Raw genomic sequence first — 21,303 nt, forward strand, 5'->3', positions numbered from 1 at the left:
ATAATGCGTTGGCTGCCCAAGCAAGTGCGACAACAACGACGATTAATCAAGATGTCACGCTGACAGCAACGCAAAAGCAGCAACAAGATCAGAATGTGCAGAGTGCACTGACGGCCGACCAAGCACTCGTCACGAATGCTACGAATGCCCAGGGCGTTTTGGACAAAAAGACGTCTGGGTTAGCCGATATTGCCAACCAGCATCAGTCTGGGGAAACGATTAGCCAGCAACAAAGTGATGCGATCAACGTCTTAGACCAACAACGAACGACGGTTGAGAGCGCTATTAATACCGATCCAACTTTAACGACTTCTACACGACTGGCTCAAGATGCCTTGGTAGAGGCTGATTTTAGTAATGCCAAAAATGCAGTTAATAATGCTACGAATGCTGACGATATTAACACTGCCAGGGATCAGGGAAAGCAAAAGCTTGCTAGTGAACATGTCTCCGGTGAAGCATTGGCGAACCAACAGGCTGATAAGAGTAATGCCTTGTCAGTGTTAGCAGGACAAGTCAAACAACAAATCGAGGCCGATACGGGCTTGACGGGTGCGCAGCAGCAATCCCAGTCCAATAACGTTGACCAGGACTTGCAGAAAGCTGAATCCGCTTTGACTGCCACCACAGATGCCGATGGCGTCAACAGTGCCAACGCCGAGTGGATAAAGCAGATCAGTGGCGATTATCATCAGGCTAGCCAATCACTTGCTGAGCAGCAAAGCACCATCAATTCTAATTTGGCGGCATTGGCTGTGCAGGTGAAGACTGAAATCAAGGCTGATACAGGTCTGACAAGTAGCCAACAAAGCGATCAGTCGAGTCAAGTTGATAATGATTTGACCAAGGCTCAGGCTGCAGTTAGTGCCACGACGAATGCCGATGGTGCTAATAGTGCCAATACCTACTGGACACAAAAAATTAACGCTGACTATCAAGTGGGCGTTCCTTTGGCGACCCAACAAACGACTGCTAGCACCAACTTGTTGCTGCGGTCAAGGCCGATACTGGCTTGACAAGTGCGGCACAAACAAGCGACATTGCCAACCTTGATACCCACCTTTCCCAGGCGCAAACTGCTGTGAAAACGGCAACGAATGCCGACGGGGTCAACAGTGCAGTTGCTATTTGGCAGCAAACCTTAAACGCTGACTACAAGAAGGGCGAAAGCCTAAGCGATGAGCAGTCCGATGCGAAAAATCAGTTAACGCAGTTAGCTGGACAGGTTAAGCAACAAATTGCCAACGATACCGGCTTGACGGGTGTCACCCAGCAGCAACAAGGTAGCAATGTTACGGCTGATTTGGCGAGTGCTTTGAATGCGGTTTTGAATGCCAAGGATGATGACGACGTCAATGCCGCTGTAGCGACTTGGACAACAAAACTAAATGGCGACTACACGGCCGGCATTCCTTTGGCGACCCAACAAGCGACTGCCATTGCGAGTCTGAAAGCAACCGCCAGTCAGGCGAATGCAAAGATTACTGCTGATACGGGTCTGACGGGTGCTGCCCAACAGTCGCAATCCGGTCAGGTTAACACGGATGAAAGCCAGGCAATTGCAGCCATTAATGCGGCCACGAATGCCGACGGTGTCAATAGCGCCGAGACGAGCTGGACACAGACAATTAATAATATCTACAAGGCTGGAACGCCTTTGTCACAGCAGCAAGGAACTGCCAACCAAAACTTCTCGACCTTAGCAGGACAGATCAAGGGTCAGATTGACGGGGATGTCAGTCTGACGACTGATCAGCGACAAAGCGAAGAAAACAGCCTGCAGGCTGATTTGACGAAGGCTCAAGCGGCAGTTTCTGCTGCTACGAATGCTGATGGAGTCAATACTGCTGTTTCAACTTGGACACCAGTCTTGAATGCGGATTACAAGACATATAGTAGCTTGGCCGACCAACAAAGTGCGGCTGATGATCAGTTAGCAAAAATTGCTGGTCAGGTGAAGGCTGAGATTACGGGCGATACCGGCTTAACGACCGCGGACCAAAGTTCACAGTCAACCAAGGTTGATAACGATTTGGCGAGTGCCAAGCAAGCCGTCAGTGCCGCGACAAACGCGGATGGTGTCAATGCCGCCGTTTCGACTTGGACACAAACGCTTAATGGTGAGTACCATGAAGGCGTTCCTTTGACGAGCCAACAGGCAACCACAATTGCCAACTTGAAAGCATTGGCTGGTCAGGTAAAGACTGAAATTGCTAACGATGCCGGCCTCACGACTGCTGAACAACAATCGCAGTCAAACCAGGTGGATGCGGACTTTGGTAAGGCACAAACAGCCGTTTCTGCCACCACGAATGCCGATCAGGTCAATAGTGCTAGTGCAACTTGGACACAGACCTTAAATAACGACTATCACGCTGGTCCAGCCCTGGCAACCTTGCAGGCGAATGCGAATACGAATCTGTCAGGCGTGGCTAGCCAGGTTCAGAAAACGATTCAGTCCGATACGGGCTTGACGACCGCGCAACAACAAAGCGAAATCAGTGGGTTGAATGCTGATTTGGCTAAGTCTGAAAAAATTGTGAATGCCACGGTGAATGCCGATGGCGTGGCGAATGCCGTCTCCGTCTGGACGCAAACATTAAATAGCGACTACAAGGCGGGTGAGTCCTTAACAAGTCAACAGGTGACTGCTATCCAGCAGTTACAAGCACTTGAGAGCCAGGTGCAGGGCAAGATTACAAGTGACCCAACGTTGCCTACTAGCCAGAAAAATGCTGATACGAGCCAATTGGCAACTGATTTTGCCAACGCACAAGCAGCAGTTAAAGCAGCGACGAATGCCGATGGGGTGAATAGCGCTGTGGCCACTTGGACGAACACTCTCAATGGCGATTATCAGACGGGCGTGCCACTGACAAACCAACAGTTGACTGCCAATAACAGCCTGAGCGCTCTTGCCGGCCAAGTGCAGGTCAAGATTATGGCCGATACCGGCCTGACGGGTGCTCAACAACAGGCACAGGTTGCCCAGCTGAATGCTGATTTGGCCAAGGGACAAAGTGCGGTAAATGCTGCCACGAGTGCCGATGGCATCAACGCAGCTGTTACGAGCTGGGATCAGACATTAAATAGTGATTACCATGCTGGTGAGGCTTTGTCTGACCAGCAGGCAACAGCTAATTCGAACTTGCAGCAACTGGCTACCCAAGTGCAGGACAAGATTTCGGCTGATACCGGTTTGACGACCGCTCAGCAACAAAGTGAAATTAGTCAATTAAACACTGATTTGACTCAGGCACAAAACGCCGTTAAGGCCACGACTAATGCCGACGGTTTGAACGGCATTCTGCCAAATTGGACTCAAACCTTAACAAATGATTATAAGGCAGGCGAAGCTCTGTCGAACCAACAAGCAACGGCCAATACTAACCTGCAGACCCTTGCAGGCCAAATCCAAGCCAAGATTACGGCCGATAACAATTTGACGAATGCGCAGAGTCAGGCCGATACGGCCAAAGTTCAGGCTGATTTGTCAAAGGCGCAGGCGGCTGTTACGGCAGCTGTTAACGCCGATGGCGTGAATGCTGCTGAGACCAGTTGGACCCAGACACTGAATAGCGATTATCAAGCTGGGGCACCATTGGCCACGCAACAAGCGACCGCCAATGCCAACCTTGTCACGTTAGCCGGCCAAGTCAATGCGAAGATTTTAGCGGACACTGGCTTAACGAGCGCACAGCAACAATCAGCGATTGCCAATGTGAATGCTGATTTGGGCAAGGCTCAAGAAGCAGTCAACCAAGCCACGAGTGCGGATGGTGTTAACACCGCTGTGACGACTTGGACGCAAACGCTGAATGCTGACTATAAGACTGGCCAAACCTTAAGTGCTGAACAACAGGCGGCCATTTCACAACTGTCGCTTTTGGCTACTCAAGTTAAAAAACAAATTGCAGGCGATACGGGCTTGCTAACTGCTGATCAGCAGTCACAGTCAAAACAGGTGGATACTGATTTGGGTAAGGCCTTGGCCGCTATTCAAGCTGCCAAGGATGCTGATGATGTTAACGATACCGCTGCCGCTTGGAATCAGGCATTGACCAACGATTATCAGGCTGGTGTGCCATTGGCCACGCAACAGGCAACGGCTACCAGCCAGCTGAATACGTTGGCTGGTCAAATCAAGACTAAAATTACCAGTGATGCTGGTTTGACGACTGTGACCCAACAGGCGCAGTCTGCCCAATTGGCCAATGATTTGACTCAGGCACAAAACGCGGTGAATACGGCCACCAATGCCGATGGTGTTAAGAGCGCCCTTTCGACTTGGACGGGCACTTTGACCGGTGATTATACGGCCGGTGTGCCATTGGCCACGCAACAGTCAACTCAAAATGAGCAGTTAGCAACACTGGCTGCTCAAACGAAGGTGCAAATTGAAGACGATAGCGGTTTGACGAACGCTCAAAAAGCACAACAGTCAAGCCAGGTCGACCAGGCTTTGGCTCAAGGCCAGGCGGCCGTTAGTGCCACTAAAGATGCCGATGACATGAATAGTGCCGCTGCTAACTGGAAGCAGGCCATCAGCGGTGAGTACCATGCCGGTGAGGCTTTGTCTTCACAACAGAGCACAGCTAACTCTGGTTTGGCAACCACGGCTGGTCAGGTGAAAAATCAGATTCTGGCCGATAGTGGCCTAACGGGTGCCCAACAACAAGCAGAGGTGACCAACGTCAATGCGGATTTGGCCCGGGCTCAAGGGGTTGTCAACGGGACCACGAATGCGGATGGCGTTAACAGTGCGGTTGCAACTTGGAAACCAATTTTGCAGGCGGACTACCAGGCTGGTGAATCCTTGACGAACCAGCAGGCTAGTGCCTATGCGGCCTTAGTTAACCTTGCCGGTCAGATCAAAAACCGGATTAAGGCCGATACTGTTTTGACTAGTGCTGCTCAAAGCAGCCAGTCGAACAAGGTCGACTCTGATTTGAGTCAGGCACAAACGGCCATCAATGCCACGACAAACGCTGATGATTTGAACAACACGGTAACCACTTGGACTGGAACATTGAATGCCGAATACAAGGCTGGTGAGGCGTTGTCAGATCAACAGAATTCGGCGAATAATCAATTGGCCGTTTTGGCTAATCAAGTCAAGGTCCAGATTGAAGCCGATACCGGTTTGACCAATGCTGAGCAGCAATCTCAGTCAAAGCAGGTGGATACTGACCTTGCCAGTGCTCAAACGGCCGTTTCGTCAGCGACGAATGCGGACGGCGTGAATAGCGCTGTTACCACTTGGACCGGAACCTTGAACGCCGACCACAAGGTTGGTCAGGCGCTGTCGACACAACAGGCCACAACGAACTCGAATTTGGCGACCTTGGCCGATCAGATTAAGACAAAGATTACTGCAGATACCGGCTTGACCGGGGATGCGCAACAAGCAGAGGTTGCCACCGTTAATGCTGATCTGGGCAAGGCTCAGGCGGCTGTTAGTGGCGCAACGAATGCTGATGGCGTTAATAGCGCCAACAATTACTGGACACAAACACTCAATGGCGATTACCAAGCCGGCCAGGCTTTGTCGGACCAACAGACAACGGCTACTTCTAATCTAGGTACCTTAGCGGGCCAAGTGATTGCCAAGATTAAGGCGGATACTGGCTTGACGAGTGCTCAGCAGACTGCTCAGGTTGCCCAGGTGAATACTGATTTGACCAGTGCCCAGGGTGCTGTGAAATCAGCGACGAAGGCCGACGGCGTCAATAGTGCCGTTGCCACTTGGACCAAGACATTAAATGCCGACTATCAGGCGGGTGAAACCTTAACCGGCGAACAAAGGGATGCCAAGACGAAGTTGTCGTTGTTGGCTGACCAGGTCAAGACTGCCATTTTGGCGGATACGAGTCTAACGGGTGCGACCCAACAGACTCAGTCGAGCCAGGTGGATACTGATTTGACTCAGGCATTGCAGGAGGTTGGCTCTGCCCAGAATGCTGACGATGTGAATAATGCCGTGACGACTTGGACTCAGACCTTGAACGGTGAACACAAGGCCGGTCAGGCTTTGTCGACGCAGGCGTCGACTGCCGTTAACAATCTGACAACATTAGCTGGCCAGGTCAAGGCTGCCATTTTGGCGGATACCGGCTTAACGGCTGCTGACCAACAAGCACAAACCAAGCAAGTGGCCGCTGATTTGACGAAGGCCACGGCTGCGGTGAATGCTGCGACGAACGCGGACGGTGTCAATAATGCCGTTTCAACTTGGACGCCAACCTTGAATGGTGACTACCAGGCTGGCCAGGCGTTGGCCGACCAACAGAAGAATGCAAATAGCAACCTGGCAACATTGGCTGGTCAGGTGCAAAACAAAATCCAAGCCGATACAGGTTTGACCAGTGCCGACCAACAGAGCCAGTCGAACCAAGTAACGAATGATTTGAGTAAGGCGCAGGCTGCTGTCAGCGGCGCAACCAATGCGGATGGCGTCAATGGCGCCGTGGCCACTTGGACACAGACGTTGAATAATGACTACACTGCCGGTCAGGCTTTGTCGACCCAGCAGTCAACTGCCAATAACAATTTGGCAACGTTGGCTGGTCAGGTGAAGACAAAGATTCAGGCGGATACTGGCTTGACGGGTGCTGCCCAACAGGCTCAGTCAAAGCAGGTGGATCAAGACCTCGAAAAGGCTCAGGATGCGGTGACTGCCGCCAAGAATGCGGATGGCGTCAATAGCGCTGTTTCAACCTGGACGCAGACACTAAATGCCGACTATCAAGCTGGCGAACCACTGACAACACAGCAGGCAACTGCCGTTGGCAATTTGGGTACCCTTGCTAGTCAGCTCAAAACTAAGATTTTGGCTGATACTGGTTTGACGAGTGCTGCTCAGCAGGCTCAGTCAAATCAGATTGACCAGGATTTGGCGAAGGCTCAGTCGGTTGTTAATACAGCAGCCAGTGCGGATGGCGTGAATAGCGCTGTTTCGACCTGGACGCAAACTTTGAATGCCGACTACAAGGCCGGCGAGGCCTTAACGGCTCAACAATCAACTGCTAATAGTAATTTGAGTACGTTGGCCGATCAGGTCAAAGCTAAGATTCAGGCGGATACCGGCTTAACCGGTGCTACTCAACAGGCCCAGTCTGCTCAAGTTACTCAGGATTTGGCCAAGGCGCAGGCTGCCGTGAGTGCGGCCGTCAATGCGGATGGCGTCAACAGCGCTGCTTCAACCTGGACACAAACACTGAACGGGGATTACCAGGCCGGTCAGGCTTTGGCAACCCAACAGGCGACTGCTAATAATAATTTGAGTACTTTGGCTGATCAGGTCAAAGGCAAGATTCAGGCGGATACTGGTTTGACGGGTGCTACCGAGCAATCTCAGTTGGCCCAAGTTGGCAACGATTTGGCCAAGGCGCAGGCTGCTGTGAGTGCGGCCACAGATGCTGACGGCGTAAATAGCGCTGTCACCACCTGGACGCAAACTTTGAATCATGATTACCAGGCTGGTCAGGCTTTGTCAGCCCAGCAATTAACGGCGAACACGAACTTGGCTACATTAGCTGACCAGGTCAAAGCAAAAATTAGCGCGGACACTGGCTTGACGGGCGCTGCTCAGCAGACCCAGTCGAACCAGGTTGAAACTGATTTGGCCAAGGCACAGGCTGCAGTGACCGCTGCGACGAACGCCGACGGCGTGAATAGCGCTGTTTCAACTTGGACGCAGACGTTGAATACTGACTACCAGGCTGGTCAGGCCTTGTCAGCTCAACAGTCAGCGGCCAACACGAATTTGGCCACGTTGGCTGGCCAGGTCAAGGCCAAGATTTTGGCGGATACCGGCTTGACGAGTGCTGCCCAGCAGGCCCAGTCAAATCAGGTTGATGCTGATTTGGCCAAGGCCCAAACGGCCGTCAATGGCGCAACTACTGCCGATGGTGTGAATAGTGCCGTTTCAACGTGGACGCAAACTTTGAATCATGATTATCAAGCTGGTCAGGCTTTGTCAGATCAGCAGTCAGCGGCTAATACGAATTTGGCCACCTTAGCTGGTCAAGTCAAGGCCAAGATTCAAGCCGATACTGGCTTGACGAGTGCTGCCCAGCAGTCTCAGTCCAACCAGGTTGATCAAGATTTGGCCAAGGCGCAAGCTGCCGTAACCGATGCGACGAACGCTGACGGCGTTAACAGTGCTGTTTCAACGTGGACGCAGACCGTCACCGGCGATTACAAGGCTGGTCAGGCTTTGTCAGCTCAACAGTCAGCGGCCAACACGAATTTGGCCACGTTGGCTGGCCAGGTCAAGGCCAAGATTCAAGCCGATACTGGCTTAACCGCTGTGGCCCAACAGTCCCAGTCCAAACAAGTCGACCGTGATTTGGCTCAGGCTCAGACGGATGTGAAGAATGCAGACAACGCCGATGGCGTTAACAGCGCTGTTGCTACTTGGACGCAGACGCTCAATGGCGACTATCAAGCGGGTCAAGCCCTAGCAGACCAACAAAAGGCTGCCAATCAACAATTGAGCACGCTGGCTGGTCAGATTACGAACCAGATTGACGGCGACACCGGTTTGACTGGTGCTAACCAGCAGTCTGAGTCCGCTAATGTGAATGCTGATTTGGCCAAGGCCCAGACAGCTGTGAGTGGCGCAACCAATGCCGACGGTGTTAACAGCGCTGTTTCGACTTGGACGCAAACCTTAAAGGCCGACTACAAGGCCGGTGAAACACTCACTGCTGAACAAAAAGATGCGAATAGTCAACTTTCAATTCTGGCTGTTCAAATTAAGAATCAAATCTTGTCTGATAGCGGTTTGACTAGCAGTCAACAGCAGTCTCAGTCAAATCAGGTGGATACTGATTTGGGCAATGCGTTGACAGCGGTTCGGGCAAGTACAGATGATGACGATGTCAACAGCGTCGTGACGTCTTGGACAAAGACCTTAAATGGTGATTACAAGGCTGGTGAGGCATTGACTGCTCAGCAGGCAACTGCAAGTGGTAACTTGGCAACCTTGGCTGACCAAGTCAAGACCAAGATTCAAGCGGATACCGGTTTGACCAATGCGCAACAAGTGGCTCAGTCTGGTCAGGTTGATACTGATTTGACGCAAGCCAAAGCAGCTGTAACTGCGGCCACGAATGCAGATGGCTTGAATAGTGTCGTTTCGACCTGGACACAGACCATCAACGGTGATTACAAGGCTGGTGAGGCCTTGTCAGCCCAGGAGACAACGGCCAGCGATAATTTGGCCACCTTAGCTGGTCAAGTTAAGGCCAAGATTCAAGCCGATACTGGCTTAACGGCTGTCGCTCAACAGGCCCAGGTCAACCAGGTTGGTACTGATTTGACCCAGGCCCAAGCGGCTGTAACGGCTGCCAAGAATGCCGATGGCCTTAATAGCGTTGTGGCTAGTTGGACGCAAACATTGACGGACGACTACAAGGCTGGCGAGGCGCTATTAACGCAACAGTCAGCGGCTAATACTTCTTTGGCAACGTTAGCCGGCCAGATCAAGGGCAAGATTCAAGCCGATACCGGTTTGACAACTGCCGACCAACAGTCCCAGTCCAGTCAGTTGGATCAAGATTTGGCCAAGGCTCAAGCAGCCGTCAATGCTGCGACAAATGCCGATGGTGTCAATAGCACGACGGCCACATGGACGCAGACGTTGAACGGTGATTACAAGGCTGGTCAAGCCTTGTCAGCTCAGCAGTCAGCGGCCAACACGAATCTGGCCACCTTAGCTGGTCAGATCAAGGGCAAGGTGATGGCTGACACTGGTTTGACCAGTGCTCAGCAGACAAATCAGTCTGGCCAAGTTGCAAGCGATTTGACGAAGGCCCAGGCAGCCGTGGATGCGGCCACCAACGCGGATGGCGTCAATGGCACGGTAGCTACTTGGACACAGACTCTGAATAATGATTATCAGGCCGGCCAAGCCTTGTCGACTCAGCAGTCGAATGCGAGCGATTCTTTGGCTACTTTGGCCGGTCAGGTCAAGGCTAAAGTCGAAGACGATACTGGCTTAACGGCTGCTGCTCAACAGTCTCAGTCTAGCCAGGTTGAGGCCGATTTGGCCAAGGCCCAAGCGGCTGTGGATGCAGCAAGCAATGCAGATGTTGTGAATAGTGCCGTCTCGACTTGGATGCAAACGCTGAACGGTGACTACAAGGCCGGTCAAGCCTTAGCGGCTCAACAGTTGACTGCCAGTGGTTCTTTGACCACTTTGGCCGGTCAGGTCAAGGCCAAGGTTGCAGCGGATACCGGTTTGACGAGTGCTGCCCAACAGGCTCAGTCCAGTCAGGTTGATGGTGATTTGACCAAGGCTCAAGCGGCTATCGATACGGCAACCAATGCCGACGGTGTTAACACTGCTGTGGCCACTTGGATGAAAACACTGAATGGTGATTACCAGGCCGGTGAGTCTCTGGCAGACCAGCAGTCAGCCGCTACTGGTTCTTTGGCGACATTGGCTGGCCAGGTCAAGGCGAAGATTGAAGCGGACACCGGTTTGACCGGTGCCGCCCAACAGGCCCAGTCTGCCCAGGTTGACCAAGATTTGACCAAGGCCCAGACCGCGGTCAATGCGGCCACGAATGCGGACGGCGTTAACGGCACTGTTTCGTCTTGGACAAAGACCTTGAACGGCGATTACCAGGCCGGTGAGGACTTGGCAGACCAACAGTCAGCGGCTAATACGAATTTGGCAACGTTGGCTGGTCAGGTAAAGGCGAAGATTACGGCCGACACCGGTTTGACCGGTGTGGCCCAACAGGCTCAGACTGCTCAGGTTGATAACGATTTGGCGAAAGCTCAGGCTGCCGTCAATGCGGCCACGAACGCAGACGGCGTCAATAGCGCTGTTTCGACTTGGACAAAGACTCTGAATGCTGATTACCAGGCTGGAGAAGCCTTATCAAGTCAGCAGTCAACGGCCAATACGAATTTGGCAACATTGACTAATCAGGTCAAGGCCAAGATTACAGCCGACACTGGCTTAACCGGTGCTACCCAACAAGCACAATCGAAACAGGTTGCCATTGATTTGGCCAAGGCGCAAGCAGCTGTGAACGCTGCAGGTAATGCTGACAATGTTAATAGTGTCGTTTCGACCTGGACAAAGACTTTGAATGCCGACTACCAGGCCGGCGAAGCTTTGTCGAGCCAGCAAGCAACTGCCACTAACAACTTGGCGACATTGGCTGGCCAAGTGAAGGCCAAGATTGAGGCGGATACTGGTTTGACCGGTACCCAGCAGCAAGCCGAATCTGGTCAGGTTGATCAAGATTTGGCCAAGGCACAAAGTGCAGTCAACGCTGCAACCAACGCCGATGGCGTTAATGCTGTGGTAGCTACTTGGACCCAGACAATCAATGGCGATTACCGGGTTGGCGAAGCATTAAGCGATGAACAAAAAGATGCCAGCTCCAAGTTATCAACGCTGGCAGTGCAAATTAAGAACGAAATTTTGGCTGATACTGGCTTGACCAGTGCGACCCAAAAGTCCCAGTCAAATCAGGTGGATACTGATTTGGGCAAGGCTTTGACGGCCGTGAGCGCAGCCAAAGATGACGATGGTGTGAATAGCGTTGTTGCTTCCTGGACGCAGACATTGAGTGGGGACTACAAGGCTGGTGAAGCTTTGTCCGCTCAGCAGTCAACTGCCGCTAATAATTTGGCCACCTTGGCTATTCAGGTCAAGGCCAAGGTTGAAGCGGATACCGGCTTGACGGTTGCCGCCCAGCAGGCACAGGAAGACCAAGTTGCCCGTGATTTGTCTCAGGCACAAAATGGTATCAATGGTGCAACCAATGCCGATGGTGTCAATAGCATAGCGGCCATTTGGACGCAAACCTTGAATGGCGATTATAAAGCTGGTGAAGCTTTGTCGAGCCAGCAAGCAACTGCCACTAACAATCTGGCTACGTTGGCTGGCCAAGTGAAGGGCAAGATTGAAGCGGATACTGGTTTGACTGGTGCGGCTCAACAGGCTCAGTCCAACCAAGTTGCTACAGACCTTGGTAAGGCACAGGCAGCCGTCAATGCCGCCTCCAATGCGGATGGTGTCAATAGCGCCGTAACTTCCTGGACTCAGACGTTAAATGCTGACTATAAGGCCGGTGAGGCTTTGTCTGCCCAACAAGTGACGGCGAACTCAGGTCTGGTAACCTTAGCCGGTCAGATGAAGGCTAAGATTGCAGGGGATGCTGGCTTAACCGGTGTTGCCCAACAGAATCAGACTAACCAGGTTGATCAAGATTTGACGAAGGCCCAGGCTGCTGTGAATGCAGCAACCAATGCCGATGGCGTTAATAGTGATGTCACCACTTGGACGCAGACGTTGAATGCTGATTACCAGGCCGGGGAAGCCTTGTCGACCCAGCAGGCAACTGCTGGCAATACTTTGGCAACTTTGGCCGGTCAAGTGAAGGCGAAGATTACGGCGGATACTGGCTTAACTGGTACCCAACAGCAAACCGAGTCCAATCAGGTCGATGCTGATTTGGCGAAGGCACAGAGTGCCATCAATGCGGCGACAAACGCTGATGGCGTTAATGCAGCTGTTTCGACTTGGACCCAGACCCTTAATGGTGATTATCGAGCTGGCGAAGCTTTGAGCGATGAGCAAAAAGATGCTGGTACCAAGCTGTCGACATTGGCACTTCAAACAAAAAATGAAATCTTGTCCGATACCGGTCTGACAAGTGCACAACAACAGGCACAGTCAAATCAGATCGATAGTGATTTAAGCAAGGCACTAACAGCAGTGGGCACCGCCAAAGATGACGACGATGTGAATAGTGCTTTGGCAACTTGGACGCAGACACTCAATGGCGACTACAAGCTCGGTGAGGCTTTGTCGACGCAACAGTCGACTGCCAGTGCTTCTTTGACCACTTTGGCTGGTCAGGTCAAGGCGAAGATTACAGCCGACACCGGCTTAACCGGTGTGGCTCAACAGACTCAGTCTGCTCAGGTTGAAAACGATTTGACGAAGGCTCAAGCAGCTGTCAAATCAGCAACTAACGCCGACGGTGTTAATAGCGCCGAGTCAGCTTGGACGCAGACGTTGAATGCTGACTACCAAGCTGGTGAAGCACTATCAGCCCAGCAGTCAGCTGCTACCGCCTCTTTGGCAACCTTGGCTGATCAGGTCAAGGCGAAGATTACAGCTGACACCGGTTTGACTGGTGTTGCTCAACAAGCTCAGGTCAACCAGGTTGAAAACGACTTGACGAAGGCCCAAGCAGCTGTGAATGCTACCACCAATGCTGACGGTGTTAATACTGTTGTTTCGACATGGACGCAGACGTTAAATGCTGATTACCATGTCGGTCAAGCTTTGTCGACTCAGCAGACAGCAGCTGGCAATACTTTGGCCACCTTAGCCGGTCAAGTCAAGGCGAAGATTACAGCGGATACTGGCTTAACCAGTGCTGCCCAAAGTACGCAATCGAACCAGCTTGCCATTGATTTGGCCAAGGCGCAAGCAGCTGTGAACGCTGCCACCAATGCGGACGGTGTGAATAGCACCGTTTCAGCATGGACGCAGACCTTGAACGGTGATTACCAGGCTGGTGAGGCCTTATCCGCTCAGCAGTCAACTGCTGCTAACAATTTGGCAACTTTGGCTGGTCAAGTGAAGGCCAAGATTCAAGCTGATAACGGTTTGACCGGTACCCAGCAGCAAACCGAATCTGGTCAGGTTGATCAAGATTTGGCCAAGGCCCAAGGTGCAGTCAACGCTGCAAGTAATGCCGATGGTGTTAATGCTGTGGTAACGACTTGGACCCAAACCCTCAATGGTGACTACCGAACCGGTGAAGCATTAAGCGATGAACAAAAGGATGCCGGTACTAAGCTTTCAACGCTGGTAGTCCAAATTAAAAATAAGATTTTGTCCGATACTGGTCTGACGGTCGCAGCTCAGAAGGCTTAGTTAAATCAGGTCGATACTGATTTGGGTAACGCCTTAACGGCGGTGATCGCAACCAAAGATGACGACGATGTGAACAGCGTTGTGGCCACTTGGACACAGACACTGAATGGTGATTACAAGGCCGGTGAAGCTTTGTCGGCCCAGCAGTCAGCGGCCACTGGCTCTTTGGCTACGTTAGCCAGTCAGGTCAAGGCCAAGATTGCAACCGATACCGGTTTGACGGCTGCTGCCCAGCAGGCTCAGTCCGCCCAGGTTGAAAACGATTTGACGAAGGCTCAGGCTGCTGTGACCGTGGCCACCAATGCGGACGGCGTGAATAGCGCAGTAACTGCTTGGACCCAGACTTTGAATAGTGATTATCAGGCGGGTGAGGCCTTGTCGATGCAACAGTCGGCGGCTACTAACAATCTGTCGACGTTGGCTAGTCAGGTCAAGGCCAAGATTGCAGCGGATACCGGTTTGACCGGTGCCGCCCAACAGGCACAGTCCAACCAAGTTGAGACTGACCTTGGCAAGGCGCAGGCTGCCGTCAATGCCGCAACGAATGCGGATGGCGTCAATCAGGTTGGTCAAGCTTTGTCAGCCCAACAGCTGACGGCTAACTCAAGTTTGGCAGCCTTGGCAGGTCAGGTGAAAGCTCAAATCAAGAGCGATACCGGCCTAACGAGTGCGGCTCAAGCAACTCAAGCGAGCCAAGTGGACACTGATTTGGTTCAAGCCCAAGCAGTTATCAGTGCGGCAACGAATGCCGATGGTGTTAACAGTGCCGTTTCGACTTGGACAAAAACTTTGAAAGCTGATTACCAGGCTGGTACGGCCCTGTCGACCCAACAGACAAATGCCGGCAATAATTTGGTAATTTTGGCTGGCCAGGTCAAGGCCAAGATTGTAGCGGACACCGGCTTAACCGCTGTCACCCAACAGACTCAGTCAAATCAGGTTGAGGACGATTTGACTAAGGCCCAAGCGGCTGTGAATGCCACGACAAATGCCGATGGCGTCAATAGTGTGGTGGCTGCTTGGACGCAGACGTTGAACGCTGACTACCGGGCGGGCGAGGCCTTAGCCACCCAGCAGTCGACAGCCAATGGTTCTTTGGCCATTTTGGCTGGCCAACTCAAGGCAGCGATTAAGGCTGATACCGGCTTAACCGGTGCAGCCCAACAAGCTCAGTCCAATCAGGTTGATGCTGATTTGGCCAAGGCACAGGCAGCCGTAACGGCTACAAGCAATGCTGATGGTGTCAACAGCGCTGTGGCCACTTGGACGCAGACGTTGAATGGCGACTACCAGGCTGGCGAAGCTTTGTCCAACCAGCAGAAAACGGCTGGTGGCAACCTAGCCACGTTGGCAGACCAAATCAAGGCTAAAATTACAGCCGACACCGGTTTGACCAGTGTTGCCCAACAGGCTGAATCAAGCCAGGTTGAGACTGATTTGGCCAAGGCACAAGCATCTGTGAACGCCACGACGAACTCGGATGGTGTTAATAGTGCTGTCTCCACTTGGACGCAAACGTTGAATGGTGATTACCGGGCTGGAGAGGCTCTGGTTAACCAACAGCAAACGGCCAACAACGCCTTGTCGACGTTGGCTAATCAGGTCCAGGCTAAGATTCAAGCCGATACTGGCTTGACCAGTGCGGAGCAACAGACTCAGTCCAGTCAAGTTGCATCAGATTTGGCCAAGGCCCAATCGGCCGTTGGTTTGACGACCAATGCGGACGGCGTGAATCATGCAGTGGCTAGCTGGACCGAGATCCTAGATGGCGACTATAAGACTGGTAAAACTTTGTCGGCCCAGCAATTGACAGCTAACTCGAACCTGGCAACATTAGCAGGTCAAGTGAAGGCCAAGATTGCGGCTGACACTGGTTTGACTGGCGCATCACGGCAGGCTCAGTCGAACCAAGTTGAGACGGATTTGGCTCAAGCACAAGGTGCCGTGACTGCGGCCACAAATGCCGATGGTGTTAACAGTGCCGTTTCGACGTGGATGCAAACGTTGAATGCTGACTACAAGGCCGGTGAGGCCTTAGCCACCCAACAGGCAACAGCCAATACCAATTTGACCACGTTGGCTAACCAGGTGAAGGGCAAGATTCAAGCCGATACTGGTTTGACCAGTGCGTCACAACAGTCCGAAGCCAGTCAGGTTAATGCTGATTTGGCCAAAGCTCAGGATGCAGTGAATGCTGCAACAAACGCAGATGGTGTCAACAGTGCCGTTTCGACTTGGACACAAAGCTTGAATGCCGACTACCAGGCCGGTGAGGCGCTGACAGCTGAACAAAAGGATGCGAATACCAAACTTTCGGCCTTGTCAGTTCAGGTTAAAAATGAGATTTTGACCGATACTGGGTTGACCAGTGCGACCCAGCAGATTCAGTTAAATCAGGTTGATCATGACTTGGGCCAGGCTCTCGCTGCAATCGGTACCAGCAAGGATGACGATGAAGTCAACACTGTTGTTTCAGCCTGGACGCAAACGTTGAACGGTGACTACAAGGCTGGTGAAGCCTTACCTAACCAACAGGAAACAGCCACGGCCGCCTTGACAACTTTGGCAGGTCAGGTGAAGGCCAAGATTTTGGCCGATACCGGCTTAACCAGTGTTGACCAACAAAGTCAAGCGAACCAAGTTGCAAAAGACAGCACTCAGGCGCAAGCAGCAGTGAATGCAGCAACGAATGCCGACGGTGTCAACAGTGCTGTGACAATTTGGACTGCAACCTTGAACGGCGACTACCAGGCCGGCGAGGCTTTGGCTACCCAACAAGCTAGCGCTAATGGTCAATTATTGACCTTAGCTGGGCAGATGAAGGCCAAGATTTTAGCTGACACTGGTTTAACAACTGTTCAGCAACAAAATCAGTCGAACCAAGTTGACCGTGACTTGACTCAGGCCCAAGCTGCTGTGACTGCAGCAACAAATGCCGACGGTGTCAACAGTGCCGTGGCCACTTGGACAAAGACTCTGAATGGTGATTACCAGGCTGGTGAGGCTTTGGCTGTCCAACAGACAATTGCTAATGCAAACTTGGCAACGCTGGCTAACCAGGTCAAGGTCAAGATTGAAGCTGATGCTGGTTTGACGAGTGATCAGAAACAAGCTCAGTCAGAGCGGGTTGATGCAGACCTTGATCGTGCACAGTCTGCCGTGAACGCGACAACGAATGCGGATGGCGTGGATAATGAAGTTTCAACATGGACCAAGACGCTAAACGCTGACTATCAGGCTGGTGAGCCTTTGCCAACGCAACAGTCGACGGCTAATGGTCAAATGACCACGTTGGCTAACCAGGTGAAGGCCAAGGTTGAGGCGGACACCGGTTTGACGAGTGCTGAGCAACAAAATCAGTCGGCCCAGGTTGACCGCGATTTGGCTCAGTCCCAGGGTGCTATCAACACGACCACTAATGCCGATGGTGTCAAGAATGCGATTGCAACTTGGACGCAGATTTTGTCCGCTGATTACCAGGCTGGTGAAACCTTATCAGCTCAACAATCAACAGCTAACTCCAACTTGGCAACACTTGCTAGTCAAGTGCAGGCCAAGATTGCAGCGGATACTGGCTTAACGACAGCGGAGCAACGGGTTCAGTCAGGTCAAGTGAATGCTGATTTGGCACAAGCTCAGGGTGTCGTGAATGCGGCACAAAATGCTGACGCTGTTAATGGTGCTGTGGCCACTTGGATCAAGACTCTAAACGATGATTACAAGCCTGGCGAAGTCTTGTCGGCCCAACAGTCGACGGCCACGAGTAATTTGGAAATTTTGGCTTACCAGATGAAGGCTAAGATTGCTGCTGATACTGGCTTAACTGGGGTAGAACAGCACACCCAGTCGGCTCAAGTTGATACTGATTTGGCCAAGGCAGAAGCCGTTGTGAGTGCAGCAACCAACGCCGACGGTCTCAAGAATGCTATTGCGGTTTGGACACCAACTTTGACCGGCGATTATCACGCTGGGGAGTCATTGTCAGCCCAGCAGGAATCAGCTAAGAGCAATTTGGCTACTTTGGCCGATCAGGAAGCAGCTAAAGTTGCAGCCGATACCGGTTTGACGAGTGCAGAACAGCAGGTTCAGTCGGGTCAAGTCGAGGCTGATTTGGCCAAGGCTCAAGCAGCTGTGACCGCAGCAACCAATGCCGATGGTGTTAATAGCGCGGTGGCCACCTGGACACAGACTTTGACCGGTGATTATCATGCCGGCCAGGCTCTTTCAACCCAGCAAGCAACGGCTAATAGCAATCTGAACGGATTGGCTGGCCAAGTCAGGGCCAAGATTTTGGCTGATACTGGCTTAACCAGTACTGCTCAGCAGGCTCAAGTTACACAGGTAAATCAGGATTTGGCTAAAGCCCAAAATACTGTCTCCGCGGCAACGAATGCCGATGGTGTCAACAGCGCGGTGGCCACTTGGACGCAGACTTTGACCGGTGATTACAAGGCTGGTCAGGCTTTGTCCAACCAGCAGGTCACTGCTACTAACCAATTGGCAGACCTTGCTAACCAGGTTAAGGCCAAGATTGCTGGGGACGCTGGCTTAACGAGTGCGGACCATCAGGCTCAGTCAGCTCAAGTTGAGAACGATTTGACCAAGGCGGAGGCTGTTGTGACTGCAGCAACAAATGCCGATGGTCTTGATAATGCGGTCAATACTTGGACAAAGACTCTGAATGGCGATTACACGGCTGGTCAAGCTGTAGCAGCACAACAAGCAACAGCTAATGACAACCTGGCAGTACTTGCCAGTCAGGTCCAAGCTAAGATTGCAGCTGATACCGGTTTGACTAACGCTGAGAAGCAGGCTCAATCAAGCCATGTCGAGGCTGATTTGACCAAGGCAGAAACTGCTGTGAATGCAGCAACGAATGCTGACGGTATTAACAGTGCGGCCTCAATTTGGCAGCAAACCTTGAACCATGATTACCAAGAAGGCGCCCCTTTGAGTAGTGAGCAAACGGCAGCCAATACGAGTTTGGCTACGTTGGCGGGTCAGGTAAAGGCCAAGATTTTGGCCGATACCGGCTTAACAACTGCTCAGCAGCAGGCTCAGGAAAATCAGGTAAATCTTGATTTGGCCAAAGCACAAAGTGCTGTTAACCAGGCTAAGGATGATGATGGTGTCAACAATGCCGTCACGATTGGGACGCAGGCTTTGAATGCTGACTACCAGGCCGGAAAGGCACTAGCCCAGCAACAGCAGGATGCTGATGCTAACTTAGCAGCCGTGGCTAACCAAGTGAAGGCTAAGATTGCTACTGACACCGGTTTGACCAGTGTTGAGAAGCAGTCTCAGTCTGGCCAGGTGGATACTGATTTGTCCAAGGCAAACAGTGCTGTGAATGCAGCAACGAATGCCGATAGTGTCAACAGTGCCGTTTCAACCTGGACGCAAACGCTGAATGGCGACTACCATGCTGGCGTCAGTCTTGATAGTCAAAAGGCAGCGGCTGGTCAGGCGATTGCCACCGCCGCCACATCAGCTAGGGCGGCCATCGTGGCCGACAAGACCTTGACGACTGCGCAAAAGCAGGCCCAAGAGATCCAAGTCGATCAAGATCAAGCCAAGGCACAGGCGGCTATCAACGCGGCCACCGATGCCGACGCTACCGATACAGCTCGCGATGCTGGTGCCCAAACGATGGCTAATGATCATCAGCCAGGTGCAAGTGTGGCGGACCAACAGGCTGCCGCTAACCAAGCTGTGGCAGCGAATGCAGCTGCAGCGAAGGCGGCCATCGAGGCCGACAAAACCTTGACGACTACGCAAAAGCAGGCCCAAGAAAGTCAGGTCGACCAGGATCAAGCCAAGGCACAGGCGGCTATCAACGCGGCCACCGATGCCGATGCTATCAATACAGCTCGCGATGCTGGTAACCAAACAATGACTAATGACCACCAGCCAGGCGCAAGCGTGGCGGATCAACAGGCTACCGCTAACCAAGCCGTGGCGACGAATGCAGCTGCAGCTAAGGCTGCCATCAAAGCCGACAAGACCTTGACGACTGCGCAAAAGCAGGTCCAAGAGAGTCAGGTTGACCAAGATGCAGCCAAGGCACAGGAGGCTATCAATGCGGCCACCGATGCCGATGAAACGAATGCGGCCCGAAACACCGGAACGCAGGCGATGACCAGTGATCACCAGCCAGGTGCAAGCATTGCCGACCAAAAGGCAGCTGCTAATCAAGCAGTGGCAACAAAGGCCACAGCAGCTAAGGCAGCCATCGAAGCCGACAAGACCTTGACGACTGCGCAAAAGCAGGCGCAAGACCAACAAATTGACCAAGATGAAGCCAAGGCACAAGCAGCCATCAACGCGGCCACCGATGCCGATGAGACGAATGCGGCTCGTGAAGCTGGCAACCAAACAGTTGTTAACGACCACCAGCCAGGTGCAAGCATCGCTGACCAAAAGGCAGCTGCTAACCAGGCGGTGGCGAATAAGGCAGCCGCCATCAAGGCAGCCATCGAAGCCGATAAGTCTTTGACGACTGCTCAAAAGCAGGCGGAGGAGAACCGAGTCGACCAGGCGGTAACGAAGGCGCAAGCGGCCATCAACGCTGCGACGGATGCCGATGCAATGAATACGGCTCGCGATGCTGGCAATCAAGTTGTGGTCAATGACCACCAGCCGGGAACAAGCATTACTGATCAGAAGTCCGCAGCAGATCAGGCAGTAGCAGCAAAGGCTGCAGCTGCCAAGGCGGCGATTGAGGCCGACAACTCTTTGACAACTGCCCAAAAGCAGGCAGAAGAAAACCAGGTTGATCAGGCGTTGGCTAAGGCGCAAGCAGCTATCAATGCCGCAACGGATGCTGATGGTATTCAAACTAATTTGGCTACTTATGACCAGCAGCTGCAAAAGTTGCAAGATAGCCTGACAAAGTTAACAAGTCAGGAAAGTGCTCATCCAAAGCAGTCAGTTGCTGAAAAATCAGCTGGGGTCGCTACACAATCAGTTATGACCGTGCAACAAGATGATCGTGAAACTGAGAGGGTCACAATCAGTCCTCAGTTACAAGTGGTATTACCACTAACAGGAAAAATGGACCTAAATAGTTCGAAAACGAAGAACCATGCTCAACCAACGACTCGTGTTACTTTGTTTGCATATCCAAAGTTTGGATTCCATCAGAATAACCAGTCAATTATTAAAGGCGTTATTTTCGGCCTTTTGTCAATTTCGTCGCTGTTGGCGATGACGAAGACTTATTTCGCACTTGATTTTCACCGAAAGTTTATTGCAGGTAAGCGCCGGAAGCGTTAATCAAGTAAATTAAAGGTGATAAAGAGGAAGGCAGTCCAATTTGGGCTGCCTTTTTTGATTCAAAAAAATTTTTCGCGAATAAGTCTTTCTTTTATTGCGAAACATAATTA

Annotated in this window: 3 protein-coding genes; all 3 read left to right on the forward strand. The window is 52.2% G+C overall.

What is annotated here, in order from left to right:
• The first annotated feature begins 8 nt into the window (after positions 1-8).
• Genes FT12353_RS06140 through FT12353_RS06150 form a run of 3 tightly spaced genes read left to right on the forward strand, consistent with a single transcriptional unit; the run spans position 9 to position 21,193 of the window.
• A complete protein-coding gene (locus FT12353_RS06140) occupies positions 9-1,016 on the forward strand; it encodes a DUF1542 domain-containing protein (protein ID WP_203619153.1) in 1,008 nt (335 codons plus the stop codon).
• On the forward strand, positions 1,013-13,918 hold the full coding sequence (locus FT12353_RS06145; protein ID WP_203619154.1) for a DUF1542 domain-containing protein: 12,906 nt from the start codon (positions 1,013-1,015) through the stop codon (positions 13,916-13,918). Before FT12353_RS06140 ends, FT12353_RS06145 begins: the two co-directional genes overlap by 4 nt.
• A gap of 21 nt (positions 13,919-13,939) precedes the next feature.
• Positions 13,940-21,193: a beta strand repeat-containing protein gene (locus FT12353_RS06150; RefSeq protein WP_203619155.1), complete on the forward strand. Its 7,254-nt coding sequence runs from the start codon at positions 13,940-13,942 to the stop codon at positions 21,191-21,193.
• Positions 21,194-21,303 lie beyond the last annotated feature (110 nt).

The organism is Fructobacillus tropaeoli, from assembly GCF_016860625.1.
Classification (GTDB): Bacteria; Bacillota; Bacilli; order Lactobacillales; family Lactobacillaceae; genus Fructobacillus; species Fructobacillus tropaeoli.